The organism is Cupriavidus sp. H18C2 (genome assembly GCF_049393795.1).
Lineage (GTDB): Bacteria > Pseudomonadota > Gammaproteobacteria > Burkholderiales > Burkholderiaceae > Cupriavidus > Cupriavidus pauculus_C.
In genome coordinates, this window is sequence record NZ_CP186010.1 from 1,331,383 (window position 1) to 1,357,223 (window position 25,841).

Annotated in this window: 16 protein-coding genes and 1 pseudogene; 12 read left to right on the forward strand and 5 right to left on the reverse strand. The window is 67.8% G+C overall.

The window, feature by feature from the left end; all coding sequences use genetic code 11:
* Nucleotides 1-3 precede the first annotated feature (3 nt).
* The 8 genes and pseudogenes from EPAKOI_RS06220 to tssJ all read left to right on the forward strand — a co-directional run bounded on the left by EPAKOI_RS06220 (nt 4) and on the right by tssJ (nt 13,203).
* The gene (locus EPAKOI_RS06220; RefSeq protein ID WP_423193274.1) at nt 4-2,523 is read left to right on the forward strand and encodes a glycoside hydrolase family 19 protein; all 2,520 of its coding nucleotides are present in this window, start codon (nt 4-6) and stop codon (nt 2,521-2,523) included.
* 68 nt (nt 2,524-2,591) lie between these two features.
* Entirely contained in the window at nt 2,592-3,350 is a 759-nt protein-coding gene (locus tag EPAKOI_RS06225) for a hypothetical protein (RefSeq protein ID WP_423193275.1), read from the forward strand.
* A 327-nt stretch (nt 3,351-3,677) separates the two neighbouring features.
* A complete protein-coding gene (locus EPAKOI_RS06230; RefSeq protein WP_423193276.1) occupies nt 3,678-4,649 on the forward strand; it encodes a hypothetical protein in 972 nt (323 codons plus the stop codon).
* Between the two features lie 1,109 nt (nt 4,650-5,758).
* A pseudogene (locus tag EPAKOI_RS06235) lies at nt 5,759-7,810 on the forward strand (ImcF-related family protein); the annotation flags it as partial.
* 340 nt (nt 7,811-8,150) lie between these two features.
* Nucleotides 8,151-9,725 carry a type VI secretion system protein TssA gene (tssA, locus tag EPAKOI_RS06240; protein ID WP_423193277.1) on the forward strand — a complete coding sequence of 525 codons (1,575 nt, stop codon included), beginning with the start codon at nt 8,151-8,153 and terminating at the stop codon, nt 9,723-9,725.
* A gap of 21 nt (nt 9,726-9,746) precedes the next feature.
* On the forward strand, nt 9,747-11,567 hold the full coding sequence (tssF, locus tag EPAKOI_RS06245) for a type VI secretion system baseplate subunit TssF (RefSeq protein ID WP_423193278.1): 1,821 nt from the start codon (nt 9,747-9,749) through the stop codon (nt 11,565-11,567).
* 68 nt (nt 11,568-11,635) lie between these two features.
* On the forward strand, nt 11,636-12,637 hold the full coding sequence (gene tssG / locus EPAKOI_RS06250) for a type VI secretion system baseplate subunit TssG (RefSeq protein WP_423193489.1): 1,002 nt from the start codon (nt 11,636-11,638) through the stop codon (nt 12,635-12,637).
* Nucleotides 12,634-13,203 carry a type VI secretion system lipoprotein TssJ gene (tssJ, locus tag EPAKOI_RS06255; RefSeq protein WP_423193279.1) on the forward strand — a complete coding sequence of 190 codons (570 nt, stop codon included), beginning with the start codon at nt 12,634-12,636 and terminating at the stop codon, nt 13,201-13,203. Before tssG ends, tssJ begins: the two co-directional genes overlap by 4 nt.
* A gap of 243 nt (nt 13,204-13,446) precedes the next feature.
* On the opposite strand, the gene msrA is transcribed toward tssJ, so the two are convergent.
* Genes msrA through msrB form a run of 3 tightly spaced genes read right to left on the reverse strand, consistent with a single transcriptional unit; the run spans nt 13,447 to nt 16,631 of the window.
* Nucleotides 13,447-14,199, reverse strand: coding sequence for a peptide-methionine (S)-S-oxide reductase MsrA (msrA, locus tag EPAKOI_RS06260; RefSeq protein ID WP_313837870.1), 753 nt, complete (start codon nt 14,197-14,199; stop codon nt 13,447-13,449).
* Between the two features lie 44 nt (nt 14,200-14,243).
* The gene (locus tag EPAKOI_RS06265) at nt 14,244-16,082 is read right to left on the reverse strand and encodes a cytochrome c biogenesis protein DipZ (RefSeq protein WP_423193280.1); all 1,839 of its coding nucleotides are present in this window, start codon (nt 16,080-16,082) and stop codon (nt 14,244-14,246) included.
* Between the two features lie 27 nt (nt 16,083-16,109).
* On the reverse strand, nt 16,110-16,631 hold the full coding sequence (msrB, locus tag EPAKOI_RS06270) for a peptide-methionine (R)-S-oxide reductase MsrB (protein WP_124684502.1): 522 nt from the start codon (nt 16,629-16,631) through the stop codon (nt 16,110-16,112).
* A gap of 167 nt (nt 16,632-16,798) precedes the next feature.
* Here msrB and EPAKOI_RS06275 point away from each other — a divergent pair, with 167 nt between their 5' ends.
* A complete protein-coding gene (locus tag EPAKOI_RS06275) occupies nt 16,799-17,539 on the forward strand; it encodes a response regulator transcription factor (RefSeq protein ID WP_423193281.1) in 741 nt (246 codons plus the stop codon).
* Entirely contained in the window at nt 17,536-19,011 is a 1,476-nt protein-coding gene (locus EPAKOI_RS06280) for a sensor histidine kinase (RefSeq protein WP_423193282.1), read from the forward strand. The genes EPAKOI_RS06275 and EPAKOI_RS06280 overlap by 4 nt, the downstream gene beginning before the upstream one ends.
* 25 nt (nt 19,012-19,036) lie before the next feature.
* On the opposite strand, the gene EPAKOI_RS06285 is transcribed toward EPAKOI_RS06280, so the two are convergent.
* Nucleotides 19,037-19,297: a hypothetical protein gene (locus EPAKOI_RS06285; RefSeq protein ID WP_124684499.1), complete on the reverse strand. Its 261-nt coding sequence runs from the start codon at nt 19,295-19,297 to the stop codon at nt 19,037-19,039.
* Nucleotides 19,298-19,562: 265 nt separating this feature from the next.
* Here EPAKOI_RS06285 and EPAKOI_RS06290 point away from each other — a divergent pair, with 265 nt between their 5' ends.
* Both EPAKOI_RS06290 and EPAKOI_RS06295 read left to right on the forward strand, forming a co-directional pair.
* Nucleotides 19,563-19,973, forward strand: a complete 411-nt coding sequence (locus EPAKOI_RS06290; RefSeq protein WP_423193283.1) for a hypothetical protein — start codon at nt 19,563-19,565, stop codon at nt 19,971-19,973.
* A 456-nt stretch (nt 19,974-20,429) separates the two neighbouring features.
* Nucleotides 20,430-20,819 (forward strand): hypothetical protein, encoded by a 390-nt coding sequence (locus EPAKOI_RS06295; RefSeq protein WP_124684497.1) that lies wholly within the window; start codon nt 20,430-20,432, stop codon nt 20,817-20,819.
* 77 nt (nt 20,820-20,896) lie between these two features.
* On the opposite strand, the gene EPAKOI_RS06300 is transcribed toward EPAKOI_RS06295, so the two are convergent.
* Nucleotides 20,897-25,768 carry an NAD-glutamate dehydrogenase gene (locus EPAKOI_RS06300; protein ID WP_423193284.1) on the reverse strand — a complete coding sequence of 1,624 codons (4,872 nt, stop codon included), beginning with the start codon at nt 25,766-25,768 and terminating at the stop codon, nt 20,897-20,899.
* Nucleotides 25,769-25,841: the final 73 nt, after the last annotated feature.

Here is a 25,841-nt window from a genome sequence, read left to right on the forward strand (position 1 = left end):
ATCATGACCCAGACTCCACCGAACCCAGACGCGACCCGCGTCCGGCAACTCGCCTTTGCTTTCCCTTTCCGCCGCAAAGGCGATGGGCAGGCCGCGGGCCGGAACTTCACCAGCGAGCACGACTTCCACACCCTGCTCAGAAAGGAGCCGTCGGGCTGTTTTGCCGTCGGCCCGAAAGGCATGTGGCATGGAGGCATCCACGTGTCCGAGTCGGGTGCAGGGGCGTCACTGGATCTCCTCCACGGGGTGCGCTGCATGGCCGATGGCGAGGTGGTGGCCTACCGGATCAATCGCGCCTATCTGGTCAGTCAGGTGGCAGCGCAGGAGGGCAAGCCCGAGCGCGAGGCGCGCTACAGCACAGGCTTCGTCCTTGTGCGCCATGCCATGGAGTTTCCGAAGGGCAATCGGCTGACGTTCTTCAGCCTGTACATGCATCTGCAGGACCTGGCGGGGTACGACAGCGATCCGAAGCTGCCCAGGCCGGGCTACTGGCGGCCCGACTTCAAGGTCACGCCGTTTGCCAGCGACAGGCCAACCGGCCGGCCGCGGGCCGGCGCTCCGGATCAGGTGGGCCTGCGGGTGCGGGCTACCCAGCCGCGCGGTACGCCCCTGTGCCTGCTGCCGCATGGCGCGCGGATCCGCATCGGCAAGCGGCAAGGCCACTGGGGCCAGATCGAGGATACGCACGGCGCCCAACTGATCCCTGCCTCTGTCGGAGGCCGTATCGCGCCGGCCGGCGCGGTTGGCGGGTGGGTATTCCTGGGCGAAGAGCGCGGTCATCGGGTGGTCGAGGAAGTGATGCCCGAGGCGCAGCTTGACCACGTGGTGACGCCTGCCACGCCGATCCCGATCCGGGCCGGCGAGCTGGTCGGCCACCTGGGGCGCTACGACCCGCTGCGCCAGCCGGCAGAGCACCGCATGGTCCATCTCGAGGTGTTCTGCGATGACAGGGTCCAGTCGTTCCTCGAGAAGAGCCGTGCCTGGGTGGAGAGCCACGGGCACAAGGCCGGGGAATGGAAGAAGCTGGGACTGTCGAGCGAGCCCACGCTGCTGCGGGTGGACCAGAACACCCGGCTATACCGGCAGCCGTTCAGGGCGGGCGCCGAGTCGCCCCGGACAGACGTCATCCAGACCCATTCGTTTGCGGAGCTCGAGCGCATCCCCGACAACAAGCGGATGGAGACCGAGCCGGTCGAAGGCGGCAAGCAGCCGTGGTGGCGGATCCGCAGCGTCGACTTCATGGGCCGCGGCATCGAAGGCTGGGTAAGGCAGCGGGACTTCGCCGGTGGGCGTGTCACGCCGGAATTCGCCCAGACCTGGCCGGATTTCGATGCCACGCTGAAAGCGCCGCATGACGCGGCGCACACGATATTCGCAAGCGCGGCGGCCTACGTCGACTACGCCATGGGCGCTGACGTCGTGTCCCCTGGGGCGGTGGACAAGCTCAGTCCGCTGATGGTGAAAGTGCACCGCGCCATCTACCCCAAAGGCGACGGCAGCCGGGCGGCGGACGAACTATGTGCAACCATGGACGACCCATCGCGGGCGTTCCGGTCGTCCCGGCTGATCATCCGGCATGAAAGCGAATGGGCCAATCCCGGCAAATGGCAGGCGCTACTGAAAGCGATCGAGCAGCGCACCGGTCCGCAGCCAGAACACGACGAGGAACAGCGGCGGATCGGGAAACTGGCGTGGTGGGATGAGGTAAAGGCTGGCGTGAGCGACCTGCCCGGGCCAAACGTGTTCCATATCCATCCGATTGGGTTGGTGGGGAATTTTCACAAGACGCTGATCTGTAAGGCCTGCGGTGCCGATATCGCGCTAACGAATGAGTTTCTCAGCAAGATCGCGCCAGGTGCCCACGATGGTGTCATACAAGAGTTGATCATCGCTTCGCGGGGTATTTTTGCGAACTATGGGTTGAATAGTTGTCGACAGGTGACGCATTTTCTGGGGCAGGCAAAACATGAAACCCAAGGATTTAGACTCTTTAGAGAGTCACTGCTTTATCGGAATCGCACAGCTGAAGCTTTGTATCAACTGGCGCGCAGCGCGATTGAGGCAGGGTTCAAAAGAAAAGGACTTAGCTTCTCAAGTCAAGAGGAAAAGATATCTTGGGTGCAAGAAAATCTCGTTGCTAACGAGGAAGGCTACGCCGATCACTGTTTCGGATCGGATGAGCAACCTGGAAAAGATTTCAGAGGGCGTGGCCTCTTGCATTTGACGCACTACGAGAATTACAAGCGCTGCGGTCGGGATATTGGCTATCCGATAGATGAAAGCCCAGAGTTGGTCGAGAAAGATGACGCGGTAATCGTGGAGTCAGGCTTGTGGTTCTGGAAATATCGGCGAATTGGGCGAGTTGCGGATAATCCGATGATTACGGGTGATGCGGCCGTAAAAGACGTAACTCGGAGAATAAATCCGGGGTATGCTGGATTGGCGGAGCGTCAGCGCTTCAAGCGGGAAATCTCGTTGGTTTTTCGTGAGCAGTATTCCTCCTCGAGGTGTGAGGATGACTAATCTACCCCTAAGGTTCACCCTTGCCCTGCCTTTGAAATTCGGATCTTTGCGAGATAGGAGTGAAGTTTATGTTGCGGCAGATGCTTGCAGTTCTTATCGGAATGTTAGTGGCGTATGGCGTGAACGCGCAGGGCGTCTGCGAGGCTTTGCCGGGAAAGCAAGTTTATCCGCCGCTAAAAATGCAGGGCGGGACTGTTTGTTTTGTTGTCGAATCTGTCGAATTGGGAGAGCTCGAGCACATCACCTTATATTTTCGGGCTAGCGGCAGGAAAGATTTCATGAAGGGGCCGGGACTGATGCACGACTCGACACCCGGGAAGATAGAGAGCGCATTTGCGGCGAGGCTTGGCGGTCGAGAGAGTTTATTCGTCGTCTACTCCTTGGAGGTACGGGCTTCGCTGGTCGAGCCGAACTCTTCTGGTCATTTTTATATGGTAGATGTTTTCACTCATTCAGAAGGTGATTTGTCTCGTGATAATCGCGCTTCGCACTGGTTTGGATCGGGATACTCGTTTATCGACGATGGGGGGAAATATGCGTATAGGTTTCCATATGTCACTAAGGCGCGCGTGCTCGCAGCTTTTAGGTCGCCTTTCGCCCGGCTGATGCTTGAGCCGGCCAGGATTTCAGTGGCAGTGAAGAGGAAGAGTTATCTATTCGATAGTCCGTATATCAACAGCAGGACTGATGGCTATCTCAATAAAGGCGATCGTGCGGGAGTTGTCGATGTAACGGGTGGCTGGTGCGAGATCCAGTACGCCGGGCAAGCTGTGGGCACTGAAAGGTGGCTGCCTTGCAAAGAATTGCTCTCATTAGAGAAGAAGTGATTTATTAGGTCTTACTTGGCCTAGTTGAACGATTTGGTCATTTTTATCTTCTTCTCCCATTGCACACGTTAGATGCCTGTCAACTTTGAACGCATTCCTCCGCGAGTCGCGGTGCCGCCCCCGCCACGAGCTTCAGTTGCGCTCTGGGCGGGGTTGTTCTTCATCATCACGTGCTCGGGCGCCGGGCTAGCAACGGTGCTGTGGGCAGATAGCGGGCGGGATAGCACGCTTTGGTTTTGGTACTGCGCTGTAATTTTCCCCATGTTGATTTGGGGCCTTGTGCTTTGCATATACCGCGGTCTCATCCATGCAAGACGCGCGGAAGCCATGGCAATCAATCGTGTTAGCGAAAAGCTTGAGCAGGCCCAACACCAGCAAGCCAGTTTGCCGTTACACGTGATGGGGTATGCCTGGTGCCTTCCTTTAGCAGGCGACGTTAGCGCCGAGCGTGTGCTCAGTGGCAACATCAAGATGTCTGCGCGAACCAGCGCGGCATATCCCGACATAGAAGTCAGGGCGCACTGGCTCGATGTTCCGGGGCGCCGCTTTTATTCGGGCAATGTACTGCTGGAGCACGAGCGTCATCAGGCCCTATGCAGATGGCTGGTTCCCCAACTCGTGGGTCGAGTACGCAGCGGTCTCGCCGAGTTGCCCGCACGTACGACTTTGAACGTGGATGTCTACGTGCATCCGTTGGTGGATCCGACCGAGGTTGCGGCACAGGTTGAAGATTTGATCCTGGCTGAGGCGCCGCACCTTCAGGTCGGCGTACGAACAAGCGCCCAAAATGCGTCGCTGTTTCTGGTGGATGCGTGGCATGACCAGTCCAAGCCGCAACATGCACGCTTGCTCGTATCCCTTCAGATGCAGAGGGCGATCAGCCATGTTTTACCGGATGGCGCCGTAGAGGCCGCTGTCGCAATACTGGTTGCTCATCCCGACAATTTAACCAAGCGCGCCGCGCCATTGCACCTCCACCGCCCCAGCAAAGGCGGTGTCGATCATCATCAGGAAGTGCTCGATCTAGCCTTGCGATGGAGCGGCGTCACGGCCGCGCAGGTGCAAACAATCTGGGGTGACAACGTGCCGACCGAAATTATCCGCCCGATTCCACCCGTGGCTGAGGCGACGCCGCGCACGGATTGGGTAGACGTAAAGACAACCGTGGGCGACTGCGGTATGGCCGGGTCCTGGCTCGCAGTGGCACTGGCGCTGGATCATGCGCGCCAGAGTGGCAATCCGCAGCTCGTCGTTTCTCGGTCGGCCACTGAACTCATTGCTATTGGATGCGGAGTATGAAGGAAATGCAGACCAAAACCCCGGTCGCGTTCTGGTTCGGTGCTGCGATCGTTATCATCTTTGCGGGCTTGATCGGTGCCGCGGTCTTGAAGGGGCCGCAGATTGGCTGGACCGGCGACAAGCTACTGGCCATAGCGCTCGGCCTGCTGGCTCTCGGGTTGTTACTGTTGATATTTGTCCGGTTCTTCGAAGCAATTCTGCTCAAGATTGCCGCGATGAGAGCCGTGCAATGGGTGTTCAATTACGACAGGCGTCATGCGACGGTTGGGGTTGCAGGTTCATCCAGCGAATCGGCGCCGCAAGCGGACGAGCGAGCCCGGGCGCTTCGCGATGCACTATTGCAATCCGGTGGCATTGGTGGAAAGGACCGACCATGGTTGCTTCTGACTGGCGACAACGACCTCATCCGCCGTCTCGAGCCGGAGGCCGTGGAAGCAGGGTGGAGCATTACCGCAAATACCGTCCTGCTTTATAGCAACGCAGCAAACCTTCACTTCAACAAAGATTGGCTTCGGAGAATCTACAGGCTGCGACGCGGCCGCCCGGTCGACGCGGTCGTTCTGGTGATGGATTCTGCTGCGGACCTGAGGGAGCGGCATCGTTCTGATAATCACGGGGTTCAGCTCTCGCATATTTGCGATTCCCTGCGATGGGCGGCCCCCGTCTATGTGCTGGACGTCGCGCGCGGGATGCAACAGGACGCTGGCAATACGCCTGTCATCGCGTGCGAGCTGCAGCCGAGAGCGGATGCGGAATCCATCCGGATGCAGCTCTTGAAGTTGCGGGATGAAGCCGCGATTCGGAGTGTTTCCTGCTTGCCGCAGGACGTCTTTGCGCAGTACCTCGGACGACTCTCAAAGCAACTGGATGTTCGCAGCCAGCCGCTCACAGACTGGCTGGGGCGAACCCTTGCTGTGCCACGCCGCTCGGTGGAGGCGGTGCTGTTTGCTCCCGCCGGGGCGGCAGACGCGAGCACGGGCGCTGACCGGCCGATCTGGCGGTATGTGGGCGAAAGAGCGAAACGCGCGCGCGGGGTCCTCACTCTGCGGCATCCCTATGTGGTGCTCGGCATTGTCATTTCGACGTGCGCCACCGTCTGGACCACCGCCATGCTCCTCGCCGCCGTCCAGAACCACCACGACCTCCGCACCGCCCGCCAGGCGGTGCAAGCCCTCCACACCGCGAGAACCAACCCTGACACCCGCCTCCAGGCCCTCGACACCCTCCAGCAACACATCCAGCGCTACGAACACCGTCTGCAGAACTCGGCCCCTCTGTTCACCCGTTTCGGCATGAACCGTGACGCCGAGGCGCTGGCCGCGCTCTGGAAACCCTACGCGGCCGCCAGCCATGCCGTGCTGGTCACGCCCGTGGTGCAGGACATGGAGGCGACGCTGGTCGATCTGGCGCAGTTGCAGGTTCAGGGCCTGACCGACGAGGCCAGCCGCTGGGCGCTCGATGGCCGGGACACCCTGAAGGCCTACCTGATGCTGGCCCACCCCGAGCGGGTCGAATCCGACTTCCTCGCCCAGCAGCTTGCCCGGCACTGGTCCACCGAAGCCCGGATCCCCCCGGGCCGGAAGCAGGATCTGGCCGAGCGCTTGGCCCGGTTCTATGCCGATCATCTGCGGGCCCATCCCGACTGGCGGGTCACGCCGCGCGCGGAGCTGGTGGCCGGGGCGCGGCAGACATTGCTGGCGGTAGTCGGTGAGCGCAACGCGGTGGATACGATCTATCAGACGATTCTCGAAGGCGCCGGGCGCAAGTATCCCGACCTGACCCTGGCCGCGCTCGCCGCGGGCACCGATACCCGGGGCCTTGTCCGTGCCACCGGCGCCGTGCCGGGTGTGTTCACGCGGCAGGGCTACGAGGGCTACGTCGAGGCGGCGATCGAAAAAGCCACCCGCAGCCAGGACGTCGCCCACGACTGGGTGCTGACCGACGGTCAGCCGGAGGCCGCGCCATCGTCGCCCCAACCGTCAACTTCGGCCGATGCCTTGCGCGACGCCCTCGCGCAGCGCTACTTCGCCGACTATGCCGAGCATTGGCAGCAGTTCATGAACGGGTTGCAGTGGGAGCCGGCCACCACGCTGCCGGGCGTGGTCGACCAACTCAAGCTGCTGGCCGACGCGCGACAGTCGCCGGTGATCGCGCTGATGAAGTCGCTCGCCTACCAGGGCGGCGCCGGGGCCCGCAAGGATTCGCTATCGGACACGCTGGTCGCCAAGGCCCAGGGCATCCTGGGCCGCAAGGACGAGGCGCCGGAAGCCGTCCGGCCCGACCCGGCGGGTCCGCTCGGCGCGGCCTTCGGGCCGGTGCTGCGGCTGGCCGGGCAGCCGTCCACCGGCAATACGGGCGGCAGCGAACTGAGCCTGCAGCGCTATCTGGATCGCGTCACGGCCGTGCGGCTGCGCCTGCAGCAGATGACCCAGAGCGCCGACGCGAACGCGCTGGCGCGCCAGATGGCGCAGTCGCTGTTCCAGGGCAAAGGGTCCGATCTGGCCGACACGCAGGCGTACGCGCGGCTCATGGCGGCCAGTCTGGGCGCCGAATGGGCCGGCATGGGCGAGACGCTGTTCGTGCGCCCGGTCGTGCAGGCCGAGCAGTCGGTGCTGCAGCCAGCGCAGGCGAGTCTGAACGAGGCGTGGCGCCGCTCGATCGCGCTGCCGTGGCAACGCGCGTTTGCCGGCCGCTATCCGTTCGCGGCGACCGCCAACGACGCGTCGCTGCCCGAGCTGGCCCGCTACATCCGGCCGCAAAGTGGCCTGATCAACACGTTCCTGCTGGCCGAACTGGCCGGCGTGCTGGCGCTGCAGGGCGACCACTGGGTGCCGGTGGGCAGCGGCACGGGGCTGACGTTCGACCCGGCGTTCCTGAAGTCGATCAATACGCTGCAGCGCATCGGCGCCCATCTGCTGGTGCAGGGCGAGCCGAGGTACCACTTCGAACTGCGCCCGATCCCGACGCCGGGCCTGACCGACACCCGGCTGACCCTGGACCGCCAGACGCTGCACTACTACAACCAGCGCGAGACGTGGCAGGCGATGTCGTGGCCGGTGGCCAACCTGCAGGAACCGCGCACGCTGCTGCAATGGCAGACCGAGCGGGCCGGCACGAACAAGACGCTGGAGATCGAGGGCGTCTGGGCCTGGGTGCGGATGCTGGAACACGCACGCGTGACGCCGATCGACAGCGCCACGGTGCAGCTGACCTTCCATGCGCGACCCGACACCGGCGACTTCAGCCCGGGCATGGCAAAACCCAAGCCCGAAACCGCCGAGCCCCCGACAGCGCCGCCACCCTGCTCCCGCGCGCCGAGCGTGTCGCCGCGCCGGCCACGCTCGTCCATCCGATCCACTACCAGATGCGCACGGCCGTCGGCCGGGGCCCGCTGGAGGCGCTGGAACTGCGCGACCTGCGCCTGCCGGAGCGGATCTTTTTGGATCGGGCGCCGCCGACCAGCCCGGCCCGGGCCTTCTATCCCATCTCGATGTAGCCGCCATGTTCAAACATCTTCTGGACGCCCTGTTCGGCACCCGCGCGCCGTCCGACCTCGCCCGCGCCACGCAGGCGAGCCTGGAACCCTGGCTGCAGCCGATCCGGCCCGATTGCCCGGTGGGCGACGACCCCGGGTACGACGACGACTTCCTCGCCATCAAGGAGGAAGTGGCCAAGCTGTCCGATATCGATGACAACCTGATCGTCGAACTGGCCGAGCGGCTGCTCAAGTCGGCGGCCAAGGACGCGCGACTGGCGGTGTACTACGCATATGGCCGGATGCGTCGGGATGGGGCCGAAGGCGTGGCCGCGGCGTTCGAGCTGCTGTCGGCGCTGATCGATCGCTTTGGCGACCAGTTGCTGCCCGCGCGCGCCGAGAGCCGGCGGGCCGCGCTGGAATGGCTGGCCGGGACGACGTTCACCGACCGGCTCGACCGCGTGCCGGGCCTGGTCGATGCCCGCCTGGAGCGCACGCTGTCGGCGCTGGCACTGATTCAGGAACACACCGCGCAATGGCCCGAGGCCGGCCGCCCCGCGCTGGAGCCGCTGTTCCGGCGCTTCGAGGGCAGGGTGGAATCGCCGGCCGCGAGCGATGCCGACCGGCCGAGCGAACCAGCACGCACCACCGCCGTGGCGCCGCCGCTGGCGGCGGGCGACGTGGCGTCCACGCGCGACCTGCTCGACCGCGCGCGCCAGATGGCCGGCTTTCTGCGCGAGCAGCCCGACGGCTACCTCGCCGCCTGCCGGCTGATGCGCTGCGTTCGATGGGACACGCTGACCGAGCCGCCGCCGCACGAGGCGGGCGGCAAGACCCGCCTGATCGGACCGCGCGCCGAGCTGCGCGCGCACATGAAGCGCCTGGTCCTGCAGAAGCAATGGCCGGAACTGCTCGACCGCGTGGAGCAGGCGTTCGCGGAGGGCGCCAACCATTTCTGGCTTGACCTCCAGTACTACGCCTTCACCGCGCAGGACGCGTCGGCCAACGCCAGCGCCCGCAGCCGCGACCTGCTGGCCACCGACTGCGCGCTGATGTTGGCGCGCCTGCCGGGCGTCGAACAGTTGCTGTTTGCCGATGGCACGCCGTTCGCCGACGACACCACGCTCGAATGGATCGCCCGCCATGCCACGGTGCGCGACATCGAGCGGGGCGATCCGGTGGTGCCGGTCGCGCTCGATTCGGCCAGCATGGACTGGGCCGAAACCGAGGCACAGGCGGCGGACCTTGCCGCCCAGCAGAGCCTCGATGCCGCACTGGCGTGGCTGCAGGACCTGCCCGCCCGCGATGGCGAGCGTGACCGCTTCATGCGGCAGCTCGTGATGGCCCGCGTGGCCGAGCGCGCCGAACGGGCCGATACCGCGCTGCACCTGCTGACCGCGCTGGACCAGCGCGGCGGCCAGTTCCGGCTGGCTGCGTGGGAGCCGGCGCTGGCCTTCGAAGTCAAGCAGCAACTGCTGCGCCTGCTGAAGTCCCGCATGACCCGCAAGGACGCCGACAAGCCCGCGCTGGCACAGCGGATCGACACGCTGGCCGGGGAACTGACCGCGATCGACCCGGCCCGCGCCGTGGCGCTCGCCTGACCGCCGCACCGCCCATCTGCCATGAGCCAATTCACCCAAGACAACGACATCCTTCGCTACTACGAAGCCGAAATGCGCTACCTGCGCGAGGCGGGCAAGGAGTTTGCCCAGGCCTTCCCGGACCGCGCGCGCATGCTCAACATCGACCGGATCGGCGAGCGCGATCCTCACGTGGAGCGATTGTTCGAGGGCTTCGCGTTCCTGATGGGCCGGCTGCGGCACAAGCTGGACGACGAACTGCCGGAGCTGACCGAGGGGCTGGTCAGCATGCTGTGGCCGCACTACCTGCGCATGATCCCGTCGCTGTCGATCCTGGAGATGATCCCGGCGGCCGGCACGCTGCAGCGGCACGAGACGCTGCCGGCCGGGCTGGAAGTCGTGTCCGACCCCGTGCCGCTGGACGCCCACGGCGGCCCGGCCGACACCGTGTCGTGCACGTACCGCACGACCCAGCCCGTCGATCTCTACCCGCTGCGCATGGCCGAGGCCGGCACCTATGCGCGCGAGGATGGCCGCTCGGTGATCCGCCTGCGGCTGGCCCTGCAGGTCCAGTCGCGGCGGGAGCAGCGCGACGTGCCGCGCCTGCGGATGTACCTGCATGCCGACCGGCCCGTGGCGCTGGCGCTTCATGCCGCGCTGACCGCGCCGCCGCTGGCCGTGCAGGTGCGCATGCCGGGGCATCCGTCCGACCGGCCGGGCGCGCCCCAGACGATGCCGGGGCTGCGGCTGGAGCCGGTGGGCTTTGGCCCCGCCGAGCGGCTCTGGCCGAAGGCCGACAACGCGTTCGGCGGCTACCAGTTGCTGCTCGAATACTTCACGTTCCCCGAGAAGTTCATGTTCGTCGACCTCGTCGGCCTCGACCTGGACGCCGTGCCCGACGACAGCGCCTTCGTCGACATCGAGATCGTGCTGGCAAAGCCGTTTCCGGACGACATGCGGTTCACGGCCGACAATATCCGGCTCTACTGCACGCCGATCATCAACCTGTTCGACCTGGAAGCCGATCCGATCACGGTCAACCAGTTCGACACCGAGTACCGCGTGCGGGCCATGGAGCACCACGGCAAGCACGTGGAGCCGTACTCGGTGGATACCGTGCGCGGCTTCGAGGCCGAGACCGGCGCGCGCTTCGAATATGCGCCGTTCGCGGCGTTCCGGCACCGGGGCGGCATGCTGCGCCACGAGATGCCCGAGCGCTACTTCCACACGCGGATGCGGCGCGGGCCGTCGGGCCGCTTCGACACGTGGCTGGTGCTGGGCGGCCATGCCTGGGAGCACAAGGACGCGCTGCCCCGCGAGACGCTGTCGCTGTCGGTGACCGGCACCAACGGCATGCTGCCGCGCAAGGGGCTGCGCGAGGCCGGCATCACGCGGATGCGCGGCGGCTTTACCCATATCGCGGCGGTGCGCAACCTGACCGCGCCCACGCTGCCCGTCTACCCGCCGACGCGGGACCGCTTCCATTGGCGCGTGCTGTCGCATCTGGCGCCCAACTACCTGTCGCTGCTCGACGCCGAGGTGCTGCGCGGCAGCCTGGCGCTCTACGACTGGACCGACGGCGAGCTGAACCGTCGCCGGATCGACGGCATCCGGCACGTGCGCCACCGGCCGTTGCAGAAGCTGGTGCGCGGCGGCCTGCTGCGTGGCGTGGAGATCGAGGTGACGCTGGACAGCACGCGGTTTGCGGGAGAGGGCGACATCGGCCTGTTCGGCGAACTGCTGAACCGCTTCCTGTCGCTGTATGCCACCGTGAACCTTTACACGCGGCTGGTCATCGTATCGCAGCCCAGCGGCAAGCGGCAGCAATGGCCCGACAGCAAGGGCGAGGGGGCACCGTTTTGAGCGAAGCCGATCTGCGCACAGACGACGCCGCGCCGTTGCTGGGCGCGCTGCTGGCCCACGCGCCCCGCATGCATTTCTTCCGGCTCTGCGAACTGCTGGAACTGGCCGACCCGGCGCGCGCCCCGCTGGGCACCACCGATTCGCCGGCCCACGAGCCGGTGCGGTTCCGCGCGAGCGGGCGGCTCGGGTTCCCGGGGCGCGAGATCGACACGGTCGAGATCGACGCCGACGCGCCCGCCCGGCCGCCGACGGTCCGCACCACGTTCCTGGGCCTGCACGGCGTGGACGCGCGCATGCCGTCGTATTTCGTCGACGAGGTCGCGCAGCGCCGCGATGGCGCCGAGCCGCTGGCGGCGTTCCTGGACCTGTTCCACCACCGCATCGTCACGCAGTTCTATCGCGCGGGGCGCAAGTATCGCTATCCGGTGGGCTTTCGCAAGGACGGCGGCGACGAGGTGTCGCGCTACCTGCTCAGCTTCCTGGGCCTGGGCCTGGGCCTGGCGCCCCGGCCGGGCGGGCGCGACGTGCCCACGCAGACGCTGCTGTCGATGCTCGGGCTGGCCAGCCAGCGCACGCGCACGGCGGAGGGGCTGGCCGGCGTGCTGCAGCACGCGGTGCCGGACGCGGCGATCCGGGTGGAGGAATTCCATCCGGTCTGGATCCGCATCGACACGCCGGAGCCGATGCCGCTGGGCGAGAACTGCGTGCTGGGGCGCGGCTTCCGCGACCGGGCCAATACCGTGCGGGTGGTGATCACGCCGTCGGCGCGCGAGACGGTGCTGGACCTCGTGCCCGGCCGGCCGATGCACCGCGCGGTCATGGCGCTGCTGCGCTTCTACCTGGGCCACGAGGCCGACGCTCAGCTCGAAATGCACGTGCGCCGGCCGCTGATGCCGGCGCCGGGGCTCAACGCGCCGGACGTCCGCCTTGGCTACACGTCGCAACTGCCGGCACCGACGGCTGATGCCGACGGCCCGCCCGGGCGACTGACCCGCGTAAGGCTGGGCACATGGCGGGGCAGCATGCCGCCGGCCAGCCATCCGCATGAACCGATAGGAACCACAAGATGACGATGACAATCAGGTACGTGGCCGCCGCCGTGGGCGCGGCCCTGCTGGCCGGCTGCGGGGTAGGGCAGGCCGTCAAGGACAGCACGGTCGATGCCGCCAAATGGGCGTTCACGACGCAGGTCAAGGCCATGAATGTCGACCTGGTCAGCCGGTCGGCGCTGAACACGGACGGGCAGGGCAAGTCGCTGTCGACCGTGGTGCGGCTGTACCAGTTAAAGTCACCGCAGGCATTCGAGCAGATGGACTATGCCGATTTCCAGAACGACGATCTGGACCGCCTGCAGGCCGACCTGCTGGCGACGAAGGATGTCGTGCTGCGGCCGGACACGGCGGCAAGCATCAGCGAGCCGATGGACGAGGATGCCGACTACGTGGGCGTCGTCGCCTTCTTCCGGCGCGCGGACGCCCCGGCCGTCTGGAAGGTCGTGCTGCCCCGCAAGCAGTGGAAGGACACCGACCCGGTGAAGATCGTGGTGAGCGACAACGTGCTGGAGGTGATCGGCACCAAGCCTGCGCGTGTCACGTCACCGGCACCACAACGGGGCGCCCCGCCGGCGGCAGGTTGAAGCCCGCGCACGGCAACCTTTCCTTACATCTCCGACATTGTTCTGCGTCATAGATCGTCTAGCCTTGACCCCATTGCTTCCAACAGAAAAGCCGCACGACGGTGTTGCATCGTGCGGCTGCATTTTTTACCGATGACCTGGCGAGACGTACTGCTGATCGGATTTGGCTGGATTGGGGCCTGCGTGGCCGCGGGATGGGTGGTGACGGCGGCCGTCCGGCTGCTGGAGTGAACGGCCCGCGCCTCACCTGGCCGTCTTGGCGCCGGATACCAGCACCGGATCGTTCCGATAGACGTCCGGGAACATCTTCTTCAGGTTGCCGATCTTCGGCAGGTCGTTGAAGACGATGTACATGTCGTTGGGGTTCCGCGTCAGATAGTCCTGGTGATAGCTTTCGGCCGCATAGAACGGCTTGCCGGGCTCCACGCGCGTGACGATTGGCGACGGGTACGCCTTGGCCGCGCCGAGCTGGGCGATGTAGGCGTCGGCGATGCGCTTCTGCTCGGCCGTCAGCGGAAAGATCGCCGAACGATACTGCGTGCCGTGGTCCGGGCCCTGGTAGTTGAGCTGGGTCGGATTGTGCGCCACCGAGAAGAAAATCTGCAGCAGCTTGCCGTAGCTGATCTGCGTGGGGTCATAGCGCACCTCGACGGACTCCGCGTGCCCCGTGCGGCCCGTGCCCACCTTTTCGTACTGCGCGGTATTGGCCGCGCCGCCGGCGTAACCGGATGTGACGAGTGTTACGCCGCGTACATGCTGGAACACCCCCTGCACCCCCCAGAAACAGCCGCCGGCAAAGATGGCCGTCGCGCTATGGCTCGCGTCGGCCTTCTCGTCGACGGTTGGCGCGGGAATGCGCACGGCATCCTCAGCGGACAGGGCGGGCACGCGCCAGGTGGTGGCCACGGCCGCCAGCATGGCCAGGCCCATCATCTTGAGCGTGGTGGGGCGGGTCCAGCGTTGCAGCAGGGTTAAGGTGTTCGGGGTCGCTTTCATGGTTGTTTTCCTAATGTAGTCGGCGTCAAGGTGGGGCGCGGGCCTCAGCCGAACGTAAAGGCGTAGGCCTGCACGCCGGGGTCGAGGAATTCGATTGCGAAGGTGCGGTCGCGGATGTCGCCACCCTGGCGCACCAACTGGTACAGGCGCTGGTCCGTGACGGTGCCGGTTCCGTCGGCGGCCACGTCGGTGCCGTGCGCGTCGCCCGGGGCCTGGCCGTCGATCGTCACGCGGAAGCGCACGGGCTTGCCGTCGCTGCCCGGGCCCAGCACCAGGTGCAGGTCGCGGGCGTGGAAGCGATAGACGATGCGGCCGTCCGGCTGCGCCAGCGTCGCGTTCTCCTCGCCCACCTTCCACTGGCCCGCCAGGCCCCACTGGTTCAGCGCGGGCTGCGCCGGCGCCGTGTAGGCGCGGCTGGCGTCCTGCCGCAGCCCGCCCGGCGAGGCAAAGTTCTCGGCCCGGCCGTAGCCGACGTAGGTCTCCGGTGACCGCACCGCGCCCGCATCGGCCGCCATCTCCACGCCCTGCATGGCGCCGGGTGCGGCCATGGCGGTCTTTTCCATCGCCGCGCCGTGGCCGGCCTCGGCCAGCAGCGCGCGGATGACGGCCTCGGACTTGTCGTACTCGCCCTCGCCGAAATGGTGGAAGCGCACGCGCCCCTGCGCGTCGATGAAGTAGTGCGCCGGCCAGTAGTTGTTGCGGAAGGCGCGCCAGATCGCAAAGTTGTTGTCGATCGCCACCGGATAGGTGACGCCCAGGTCCTTCGTCGCCTTGCGCACGTTGTCGAGGTTGCGCTCGAACGCGAACTCGGGCGCGTGCACCCCGATCACCACGAGGCCCTGGTCGCGGTACTTGTCTGCCCACGCCTTGACGTAGGGCAACGACCGCAGGCAGTTGATGCACGAGTACGTCCAGAAATCGACCAGCACGACCTTGCCGCGCAGGCCCTCGGCGGTCAGCGGCGGCGAGTTGAGCCACGCCACGGCGCCATCGAGGCCCGGGAACGTGCCCTCGATCGGCAGGGCCGCCGCCCCGGCGTTGCCGGCCGCGCGCATCATCATCGACCCGCCTGCCTCAGGCTTGGGCGCCATCGCGTTGGTGGCGGCGGCCTGCATCATCATCGCGCTGCCCGGGTTGCCGGGGCCCGCGTCAGGCTTGCGTGCCGCGAACGTGTCGACCAGCCGCTGTTCCAGGCCGCCCGTGGCCACCGTCGAGATCCGCGTCAGGATGCCCGTGTCGAGCCCCAGCGCAATGGCGCCGACGCCCACCAGCATGGCCGCGCCGATGCCGCGCCGGATCCATTCCCCGGCACCGAGCGACCGCTTCATCGCCGCGAACACGCGCCCGCCGATCAGCAGCGCCACCGCCAGCGACGTGGCCGCGCCGGCCGCATAGGCCAGCAGCAACAGCGTGGTGCCGATGCTGGCGCCCTGCAGCGCCGCGCCGGTCAGCACCAGCCCCAGGATCGGCCCGGCGCATGGCGCCCAGAGCAGGCCCGTGGCGATGCCCAGCAGGAACGACGACGCCGGGCCGGCCGGGCGGCCGTCGGCCTGCGCGGCGTTGGTCAGGCGGCTGCCCGCACGGACCAGCGGCTGGGTCAGCCGCTCGGCCAGGCTGGGCAGCAGCAGCGTCAGGCCAAACACCGCCAGCAGCGCGATGGCCAGCCAGCGTCCGAACTCGTTGGCCTGCGCCACCCATCCGCCGCCCACGGCGGCCAGCGTCGCCACGCCGGCGAACGTGACGCCCATGCCGGCCAGCAGCGGCAGGCCACTGCGCACGAATGGCTGGTCGGCCCGCGCGAAGACGAAGGGCAGCACGGGCAGGATGCAGGGGCTCAGGATCGTCAGGACCCCGCCCAGGTAGGCAAGTATCAGCAGCAACATGGCGATGGACTCCGTGGCAGCGGGGGATCAGGCCGGCACGGGCCGGAAGGTCATGGCGACGCCGTTCATGCAGTAGCGCTGCCCGGTGGGTTTGGGGCCGTCGTCGAACACGTGGCCCAGGTGGCCGCCGCAGCGGCTGCAATGCACGGCCGTGCGGATCATGCCGAACGACACGTCCTGCGTGGTGCCCACCGCGCCGGCCAGCGGCGCCCAGAAGCTGGGCCAGCCGGTGCCGCTGTCGAACTTGGTGTTCGACGAGAACAGGTCGCGCTGGCAGCCCGCGCAGGCAAAGACGCCCTTGCGGTGCTCGTCGTTGAGCGGGCTGCTGTACGGCCGTTCGGTGCCTTCCTGGCGCAGCACGTTGTACTGGGCCGGCGTCAGCTTGCGCCGCCATTCGGCGTCGCTCAGCGTGACGTCGAACCGGGCGGGGGCCTGCCCGGGGGTGGCCGCCACGGCGGCGGGGCCGGCCAGCAGGCGCCAGCCGCCCACGGTGGCCACGGCCGCGGCCAGCGTGCCGCCGGACAGCAGGAAGCGTCGGGTGATGCGCATGATGGACTCCGTGATCGAGAAGGATTGAGGGATTGATCGGATGGTAGGCAACGGGGCGTCTCGGAGTCCTCGCCAAACCTTAAACAATTCGTGATAACTGGCCGGCCGGAATTCTGCACAATAGCGACACCTATCCCATTCCCGAGACTCCTGCCACGGGGTGCAACATGGAACAACCGAAACGGATCCTGCTGGTCGAGGACGATGCCGGCATTGCCAACGTGCTGGCCATGCACCTGCGCGACGAGCGCTACGAGGTGGTGCACAGCGCCGACGGCGCCGAGGGCCTGCGGCTGCTGGAGCAGGGCGGCTGGGATGCGCTGGTGCTGGACCTGATGCTGCCCGGCGTCGACGGCCTGGAGATCTGCCGCCGCGCCCGCGCCATGACGCGCTATACGCCGATCATCATCACCAGCGCGCGCTCCAGCGAGGTCCACCGCATCCTGGGCCTGGAACTGGGCGCGGACGACTGCCTGGCCAAGCCGTTCTCGGTGCTGGAGTTGGTGGCGCGCGTCAAGGCGCTGCTGCGCCGCGTGGAGGCGATGGCGCGCGACGTGCGCGCCGACGCGGGCAGCCTGGACCTGGCCGGGCTGGCGATCGACCCGCTGGCGCGCCAGGCATCGGTCGATGGCCGGCGCCTGGACCTGACGCCGCGCGAGTTCGACCTGCTGTACTACTTCGCTCGGCACCCGGACCAGGTGTTTTCGCGCATGGACCTGCTCAACGCGGTCTGGGGCTACCAGCACGAGGGCTACGAGCACACGGTCAACACCCATATCAACCGGCTGCGCACCAAAATCGAGGCAGACCCGGCCCAGCCCCGGCGCATCCTGACGGTCTGGCGGCGCGGCTACCGCTTCGTGGCGGACCCGGCGGCCGGGCCGGAAGGCGGGGAGGGCGGATCGTGAACCTGTCCCTGACCCAGCGCCTGTCGGCCGTCTTCGCCGCGCTGCTGCTGGCGTGCTGCGGGGCGTCGGCCTGGCTGCAGGTGCGCGCCAACACGATGCACGAGAAGGAAGTCGTGCAGAGCCTGTCGCGCGGGCTGGCCGCCTACATCGCCCGCAATGCGCTGCTGGAGGATCAGAGCGCCATCGCGCCGCAGGCCCTGCGGCAACTGTTCGGCCAGCTGATGGTCGTCAATCCGAGCGTCGAGGTGTACCTGCTCGACGACACGGGCCGCATCCGCGGCCACGACGCGCCAAGCGGCCACCTGCTGCGCGACCACGTCGACCTGGCCCCGGTCAGGAAGCTGATCGACGGCGGGGCGCTGCCGATCCTGGGCGACGACCCGCGCAGCGCGTCCGGCCGTAAGGTGTTCAGCGCCGCGCCGCTGCGGCAGGGCGGCTACATCTACGTCGTGCTGATGGGCGAGGCGCACGACAAGCTGGCCGCCCGCGCGTCGCAGGACGCGGTCATGCGCACCACGTTGTGGTCGATGGCGCTGGTGGCCGGGCTGGGCCTGATCGCCGGCCTGGTCGCCTTTGCGCTGATCACGCGCCCGCTGCGGCGGCTGACCCACGAGATCCGGCAGTTCGAGTCGGCCGGCGGCGCGGGCAGCGCCGACGCCCCGCCGGCCGTGCCGCCGCCGACGCCCCGGGACGATGCCCACGACGGGACACGCGATGAAATGGCCGCGCTGGAATCGGCGTTTCGCCAGATGCCGGCGCGCATCGACAGCCAGTGGCGGGCCCTGAAGCAGCAGGATCAGGAGCGCCGCGAGATGGTGGCCAATATCTCGCACGACCTGCGCACGCCGCTGACATCCCTGCACGGCTATCTGGAAACGCTCTCGGTCAAGGCCGACAGCCTCAGCGCCGACGAACGCCAGCGATACCTGGCGATTGCGCTGGCGCAAAGCGCCAAGGTCGGCGGGCTGGCCCAGTCGCTGTTCGAGCTGGCGCGGCTGGAGCACGGCATGGTCCAGGCGGTGCCGGAGACCTTCTCGATGGTCGACCTCACGCAGGACGTGCTCGAAAAATTCGCGCTGCCTGCCGAAGCCAAGCACCTGCAACTGCGCGCGGGCGTGCCGCCGGCGCTGCCAGCCGTCTCGGCCGACCTCGGCATGATCGAGCGGGTGCTGACCAACCTGCTCGACAACGCCATTCGCCACACGCCGGCCGGCGGCACGGTCGAGATCGACCTCGCGGCCCAGGACGGCAACGTCGCCGTCACGGTCAGCGACACGGGGCCGGGCATCCCGCCCGCGCTGCGCGAGTCGATCTTCCAGCGGCCGTTCCCGTCGGGCGGCGCGCATCGCGGCGGCGGCCTGGGCCTGCTGATCGTCCAGCGCATGTTGCAGCTCAACGGCAGCCAGGTACGGCTCGTGGACCGGCCCGCCGGCACCACGCTGACGTTCGCGCTGCGCGCGGCCGGGCGCTAGGGTTTCCACTCCCCACCCCGACAGCCTAGAGCAGCGCGAAGCGGGCGGCCTGCGGCCCGACCACGGCCGGGCGGCTCACCGGGTAGCGATGGCGGTCGCCGCCGGCCTCGAACGACAGGTAGTCGGGCGTCCAGCGCAGGTTGCGCAGATATCGGGTCTCCAGGCCGTCGACGACGATGGCGCCCGCCTGCACGGTGACGCGGTCACAGGGCAGGCGCAGCAGCTCGGCGTCGTCGCCGAAGTAATGGGCTTCCAGCAGGATCGAAGCGGCTTGATAGGCGGGCATGGGGTGGGCAGGGGTCGGAATGGGTCGGAAGGCGTAGTCAGGCGGATACTGTATAAACGTACAGTAGTATAGCCACGCCGTTGCTGCCTTGCACGTGCCCGATTCTCAAAATGCTGGCCGCGCCGGGCGCGCCAAGTCGGGTCTGGTCGACATGGCGGTGCCTGCCGCCTGTCCGGGTGCCGGATTGGTATAACCTGACCTGTAGGAACCGCCGATCTCCGGCGCATCTCGACATCGTAGAGACGACCCGAAGCGGAGGCGACGCATGGTGGAACGCGAGAGCAGGGCGTGCTGGTTTGCGGCGGGTTTGCTGACCGGCGCCATCACGGCCGGGTTATGCGCGCTGCTGGGCAGCCAGCATGCGCGTCGCGCGGGCGCGCAGGGCGGCGCGGAGGCCGAGGCTGGGTCCACCGACCCGCGCGCTGGCACTTCGCGGCCGGCGGCGGCATCGCGCGAGACCGATGGCGGGGCCGACATGTTCGAGTACCGTGGCTTCGTCGTCCATCTGTTCTGGCAGGCGCTGGGTCCGGAACGCTATCGCGCGTGGTGCGATATCTGGGAGGCCGGCGCCGTCGTGCAGGAAGCGGGCGGGCCGCCGTCCACGTTTCTGACGGCCGGCGAAGCGCGGCTCGCGGCCGGCGCGTGGGCGCGCCACTGGATCCAGAACAACGCCTAGGCGCACCGGCGTGGCATCGATGCCGCCAAGCCATCCCGCCGACGTGGGGCGTGTTTCAGACACGCGCGCGGTGTGATGCGCGAGACCCGCGTGGTACGATGACTCGCTTCATCCGGAGTCCACGATGTTTGTTTGCCAGAACCAGCCTTGCGGTGCGCAGTGGTCGCCCGACGAGGTGGAAATCAGGAACGAGGGCCAGGGCCCGCTGTTCCGTTGTCCGCTGTGCGGCGCGCGTAACCCGCTGGAGGCCCGCCCCGGGCCCGATGGTGCGCCACGGTATCGGCAGGTGTCGCACGCACCCGCCCCCAGCGCCCCGGCGCGCCGGCCCGGCCCGCCGCCGCCGCGCGGCCGAAAACGGCACTGACGTCCCCGCGCAAGAGGGGCAACGTCAACCGCGAAACGTGTTGTCGCGATTGTCGCCTCAAGGCTGCGCGGTCTCGTACCGTTAAGACAATCATGGACATTAGCGACATCTCCCACGATTCCGCCTCCAATGCCGAAGTCATTGGCTGGGCGGGCGCATCCTCCCAGGTCATCGCCCGTGTGCTGAACACCGCGCTGGCCGCGGAGGATCTCTCGGGCTTTGCCGCGCTGCTGTCTGACATCGCACGTGACCGCGGGCTCAAGGGCGCGCGGGGCACGCACCAGTCGATCTACGACATGCCGTATGCCAGCCTGCTGCCGCGTCAGAAACACCTGCTGGCCGATGCGTTCGAGCTCTTCCTGCGCCTGGGGCTGGAATTCCGCGCGCGCGGCGACGGCGCCGACGACGACCTGATGGACGACGGCGACGACGCGCCGCCGCTGCGCGACATCGACGACGACGACGTCATCGACGACGACTGAGGCCCGGGCCGCCGCCGCGCGGCCTGCCCGGTCGTCCTGCTTGCCTCCCAAGCCTTATCAAGCCCTCCCAAGCCCCATCAAGCCCGGTCCAGCAGTCCGATCTCCCTGACCGCCACAGACAGCATCGACAGCCCGGCCGCGCCCGACACGCCCGATGCGCGCTGGTCGGCCAGCATCTGCGCGTAGCGGTCCAGCGCGGTCTGGCGGCTGCCGCGCCAGTGGTCGATCAGCGCCGAGGCGTCCTCGCCGTCGTGCGCCTGCGCCAGCACGCTCGTGGTCAGCGCGCGCTTGAGCCGCCCCAGGTCTTCCAGCGTCGTGGTACGCGCCAGCAAGTCCCAGTGCGTGTCTGACGGCAGCGACAGCGCGCGTTCGCGCAGCCAGCCGAAGTTCAGGTCCGTATCGAGCGCGAAGTAGACGGCCGCCACGGCGGCCAGGCTGCGCTGGCACGACGCCGCCACCTCGGCGATGTCCAGCGCGGCGGCCGCGTTGTCGCTGGCCGCCACGCGCAGGGCCAGGTCGTCGTCCACGCCGGCCTCGGTCAGCGACAGCGCGGCATCGGCCATCGCCTGCGACGTCTCCGGCGGCAGCAGCGCCGCGAGCTGCGGGAACAGCCACTGCGCGGCCTCGGTGAAGCGGGTGGCGCCGGCGTCCACGGTGCCGCCGCCGCGCAGGTAGCGCACGAACCATAGCGTCGCCCGTTCCAGCAGCCGGCCCAGCGCGCCGAACATGCGCGCCTGGATGGCGTCGTCCACGTGGTTGTCCAGCGCGTCGATGCGCTGCCAGAGCGCGGTCAGCCCGAACACGTCGCGCGCCAGCAGGCAGGCGCGCACGATGTCGGCCGGGCGCGCGTCGGTTTCCTCCATCAGCCGGTGCACGAACGTGGCGCCGATGCGGTTCACGAGCATGTTGGTCAGGTGCGTGGCCAGGATCTCGCGGCGCAGCGGGTGGCGCGTCATGGCCGCCGCGTGGCGGGCCTGCAGCGGCTTGGGAAAGTAGTCGACCAGCAGGTTGGCCACGAGCGCGTCTTCGGGCAGGTCGGAAGCCAGCAACTCGTCGTACAGCCACATCTTGCTGTAGGCCAGCAGCACGGCGCGCTCGGGCGACGTCAGCCCCTGGTTCAGCGCCTTGCGCTGGGCGATCTCGTCGTCGGCGGGCAGGAATTCGAGCGGCCGGTTCAGGCGGCCGGCGCGTTCCAGCCAGCGGATCAGCCGCGCCTCGGCGTCGAGCAGCGTGGGCGCCTCGCGGTTGGCCACGGACAGCGCCTGGGTCTGGAAGTAGTTGTCTTCCAGCACCAGCAGGCCCACTTCGTCGGTCATCTCGGCCAGCAGCGCGTTGCGCTGCTTCTCGGTCATTTCGCCGTCGGCCACCACCAGGCCCAGCAGGATCTTGATGTTGACCTCGTGGTCGGAGCAGTCCACGCCGGCCGAGTTGTCGATGGCATCGGTGTTGATCCGGCCGCCATTGCGCGCGAACTCGATGCGGCCAAGCTGCGTGAAGCCCAGGTTGCCGCCTTCGCCCACCACCTTGCAGCGCAGGTCGCTGCCGTTGACGCGGATGGCGTCGTTGGAGCGGTCGCCGGCCTGCAGGTGCGTCTCGGTGCTGGCCTTGACGTAGGTGCCGATGCCGCCGTTGTAGAGCAGGTCCACCGGCGCGGCCAGGATGGCGTGCATCAGCTCGTTGGGCGACAGCGTGGCGGCCTGGATGCCCAGCGCCGCCTGCACCTGCGGCGACAGCGGGATGGTCTTGGCCGTGCGCGGGAACACGCCGCCGCCGGCCGAGATCAGCGCGGTGTCGTAGTCGGCCCAGCTGGAGCGGGGCAGGTCGAACAGCCGCTGGCGCTCGGCCAGGCTCCTGGCCGGATCGGGATCGGGGTCCAGGAAGATGTGGCGATGGTCGAACGCGGCCAGCAGCTTGATGTGGGGCGACAGCAGCATGCCGTTGCCGAACACGTCACCGGACATGTCGCCCACGCCTACCACCGTGAACGGCGTGCTCTGGATATCGACGCCCATCTCGCGGAAGTGGCGCTTGACGCTTTCCCACGCGCCGCGCGCGGTGATGCCCATCTTCTTGTGGTCGTAGCCGACCGATCCGCCCGACGCGAAGGCGTCGTCCAGCCAGAAGCCGTATTCGGCCGAGATGGCGTTGGCGTAGTCCGAGAACGTGGCCGTGCCCTTGTCGGCGGCCACCACCAGGTACGGGTCGTTCTCGTCGTGGCGCACCACGTCGGGCGGCGGCACCAGTTCGCCGGACACGAGGTTGTCGGTCAGGTCCAGCAGGCCGCGCAGGAAGGTCTGGTAGCAGGCCACGCCCTCGGCCAGGAAGGCGTCGCGGTCGGTGGGCGGGGGCGGGCGCTTGACGACGAAGCCGCCCTTGGAGCCCACCGGCACGATCACTGTGTTCTTGACCATCTGCGCCTTCATCAGGCCCAGCACCTCGGTGCGGAAGTCCTCGCGGCGGTCGGACCAGCGCAGCCCGCCACGCGCCACGCGGCCGCCGCGCAGGTGCACGCCTTCCACGCGCGGCGAGTAGACCCAGATCTCGAACATCGGGCGCGGCTCGGGCAGGCCCTGCACCAGCGCCGGGTTGAACTTGAACGACACGTACGGGCGCGGCTGGCCGTCGGCGCCGCGATGGAAGTAGTTGGTCCGCACCGTGGCGCCGATCACGTTCAGGAACAGCCGCAGGATGCGGTCCTCGTCCAGGTTCGGCACCTTGTCGAGCGCGGCCTCGATCTCGGCCAGCCATTTCTGGCCGCGCTGGTCCGCCGGCCCGTCCGGCCGGGCCGTGGCCGGGTCGAAGCGCGCGTGGAACAGCGACACCAGCATGGCCGCGATGCCGGGGTTGGCCGTCAGCGCGCGCTCGATATAGGCGTTGCTGAACGTGGAGCCCACCTGGCGCAGGTATTTGGCGTACGCGCGCAGGATCGTCACGTCGCGCGCGGACAGGCCCGCGCGCAGCACCAGCCGGTTGAAGTCGTCGCTCTCGATCTCGCCGTTCCAGGCCCGCGCGAAGGCATCTTCGAACAGCGGCTTGATCTTCTCGATCTCGACGTCCAGCGGCCGGCCGTCGGGGTCCGCCGCAATCTCCAGCCCGAAATCGTGGATCCAGACCGGCTCGCCGCCCTCGGGCTCGATCAGGTACGGCCGCTCCTCGTCCACGCGCACGCCCAGGTGCTCCAGCATCGGCAGGCTGGCGGACAGCGCGATGGGCTCGCCGGCGCGGAACACCTTGAAGCGGAACGCGCCCGGCGCGGCCTCGATGGGCCGGTACAGGTTCATCGCCAGCCCGCTGGGGTGCTGCCGCGCGTGTTCCATCAGCGCGATGTCGCGCACGGCGGTGCGGGCCGGGTAGTCCTCGCGGAAGCCGGCCGGGAACGAGTCGCCGTAGCGGCGCAGCAGCCGGTTGCCCTGTTCCTCGCCCCGGCTGTCGTGCAGCGCCTGCGCGAGGTCGTCCTGCCAGCGGCGCGTGGCCTGCACGATCTTCTGTTCCAGCTCGCGCGTGTCGACCTCGGGCATGGTGCCGGGCTCGCCGCGCACGGTCAGCTGGATGCGGGCCAGCGGCGATTCGGATAGCTGCGGCGTGAATTCGCAACTCGTGCCGTTGAACGACTCCACCAGCAGCTTCTGAATGCGCTGGCGCAGGTCGGTGTTGTACTTGTCGCGCGGCACGAAGACCAGGCACGAGATAAAGCGGTCGAAGCGGTCGCGCCGCACGAACAGCCTTGTGCGCTGATGTTCCTGCAGGCGCAGGATGCCCAGCGTGATCTCGGCCAGCTCGTCCTCGTCGGCCTGGAACAGTTCGTCGCGCGGATACTGCTCCAGGATCGTCACGAGCGACTTGTACAGGTGGCCCTTGGTCAGAAAGCCGGCGCGGGCCAGGATGTTGGCGCACTTGCGTCGGATCAGCGGGATCTCGCTGGTGCTGACCATGTAGGCCGTGGACGTGTACAGCCCCACGAAGCGCCGCTCGCCGAACAGCTTGCCGTCGGCATCGAGCAGCTTGACGCCCACGTAGTCCAGGTAGCCGGGGCGATGGACCGTGGCCCGCGAGTTGGCCTTGGTGATGAAGATCGGCGACGCGCCCTCGATGATCGCGCGCGCGGCCGGCGGCAGCGGCGTCAGGTCGTCCGACCCGGGGTCGCGCAGCGCCTCGCGCAGGATGCCCGTGCCCGACCCCGGCTCGCCGCGCAGGAAATACTGGCCGTCGCGCGCCACCAGTTCGTAGTCGCGCTGGCCCAGGAACGTGAAATGGTCGTCGAGCATCCATTCCAGGAACGCACGCGCCTCGGTGGCTTCGGGCGAGCTGGCGTCGGCCGCGCGGGCCATGCCGGCGACGGTTTCCTGCGCGATCTGCCGCATGCGCGGCCAGTCTTCCACGGCCGCGCGCACGTCGCCCAGCGCCGCGGCGATGCCCAGCCGCAGCGCGTCGAGCCGCGTGGCGTCGCCGGTGCGGTCCACCTCGAAGTGGATGAACGAGGCCAGCCGGCAGCTATCGGTGCTGGCCTCGGTGCCGCCCAGGCCGATGCTCTCGATGGCGCCGCGCGCGTCGCGGCAGATGCGGAACACCGGGTGGATGGCCGAATGCAGCGTCAGGCCGTGGCGGTTGATTTCCATCGTCACCGAATCGACCAGGAACGGCATGTCGTCGTTGACGATCTCGATGATCGTGTGGTCCGAGTGCCAGCCGTGCTCTTCCAGGTTCGGGTTGTAGACGCGCAGCCGCGCGGCGCCGGGCACGAACTTCTGGGCCGTCTGCCAGTGCGCCATCACGGCGCCGTACAGGTCGGCCACGTCGCGCGCCAGCAGGTCCTCGGCATCGGCCAGGTCGTAGTAATGGCGAAACAGCGGCTCGACGATGGCGAAGGTGGCGGCGGGCAGGCGCTCGCGCGCGAATGCGACCAGATCCTCCAGCAGTTGCGCGACCTTTTCTTCGTTTTCCGGGGGCATGGCGTCTCCTCGGTCATTCTCGGTGGTGTGCCGGTGCATCCTCACACTGTAGGAAAGATTTGAGGCGCCGGTG

What these genes read in the sequence shown, in the direction of transcription:
- EPAKOI_RS06295 (WP_124684497.1), top strand. Translation starts at nt 20,430, where the DNA reads ATGGACATTAGCGACATCTCCCACGATTCCGCCTCCAATGCCGAAGTC.
- tssA (WP_423193277.1), top strand. Translation starts at nt 8,151, where the DNA reads ATGTTCAAACATCTTCTGGACGCCCTGTTCGGCACCCGCGCGCCGTCC.
- EPAKOI_RS06300 (WP_423193284.1), bottom strand. Translation starts at nt 25,768, where the DNA reads ATGCCCCCGGAAAACGAAGAAAAGGTCGCGCAACTGCTGGAGGATCTG.
- msrB (WP_124684502.1), bottom strand. Translation starts at nt 16,631, where the DNA reads ATGCGCATCACCCGACGCTTCCTGCTGTCCGGCGGCACGCTGGCCGCG.
- tssF (WP_423193278.1), top strand. Translation starts at nt 9,747, where the DNA reads ATGAGCCAATTCACCCAAGACAACGACATCCTTCGCTACTACGAAGCC.
- EPAKOI_RS06220 (WP_423193274.1), top strand. Translation starts at nt 4, where the DNA reads ATGACCCAGACTCCACCGAACCCAGACGCGACCCGCGTCCGGCAACTC.
- EPAKOI_RS06285 (WP_124684499.1), bottom strand. Translation starts at nt 19,297, where the DNA reads ATGCCCGCCTATCAAGCCGCTTCGATCCTGCTGGAAGCCCATTACTTC.
- tssJ (WP_423193279.1), top strand. Translation starts at nt 12,634, where the DNA reads ATGACGATGACAATCAGGTACGTGGCCGCCGCCGTGGGCGCGGCCCTG.
- msrA (WP_313837870.1), bottom strand. Translation starts at nt 14,199, where the DNA reads ATGAAAGCGACCCCGAACACCTTAACCCTGCTGCAACGCTGGACCCGC.
- tssG (WP_423193489.1), top strand. Translation starts at nt 11,636, where the DNA reads ATGCATTTCTTCCGGCTCTGCGAACTGCTGGAACTGGCCGACCCGGCG.
- EPAKOI_RS06290 (WP_423193283.1), top strand. Translation starts at nt 19,563, where the DNA reads ATGGTGGAACGCGAGAGCAGGGCGTGCTGGTTTGCGGCGGGTTTGCTG.
- EPAKOI_RS06265 (WP_423193280.1), bottom strand. Translation starts at nt 16,082, where the DNA reads ATGTTGCTGCTGATACTTGCCTACCTGGGCGGGGTCCTGACGATCCTG.
- EPAKOI_RS06230 (WP_423193276.1), top strand. Translation starts at nt 3,678, where the DNA reads ATGGCAATCAATCGTGTTAGCGAAAAGCTTGAGCAGGCCCAACACCAG.
- EPAKOI_RS06225 (WP_423193275.1), top strand. Translation starts at nt 2,592, where the DNA reads ATGTTGCGGCAGATGCTTGCAGTTCTTATCGGAATGTTAGTGGCGTAT.
- EPAKOI_RS06275 (WP_423193281.1), top strand. Translation starts at nt 16,799, where the DNA reads ATGGAACAACCGAAACGGATCCTGCTGGTCGAGGACGATGCCGGCATT.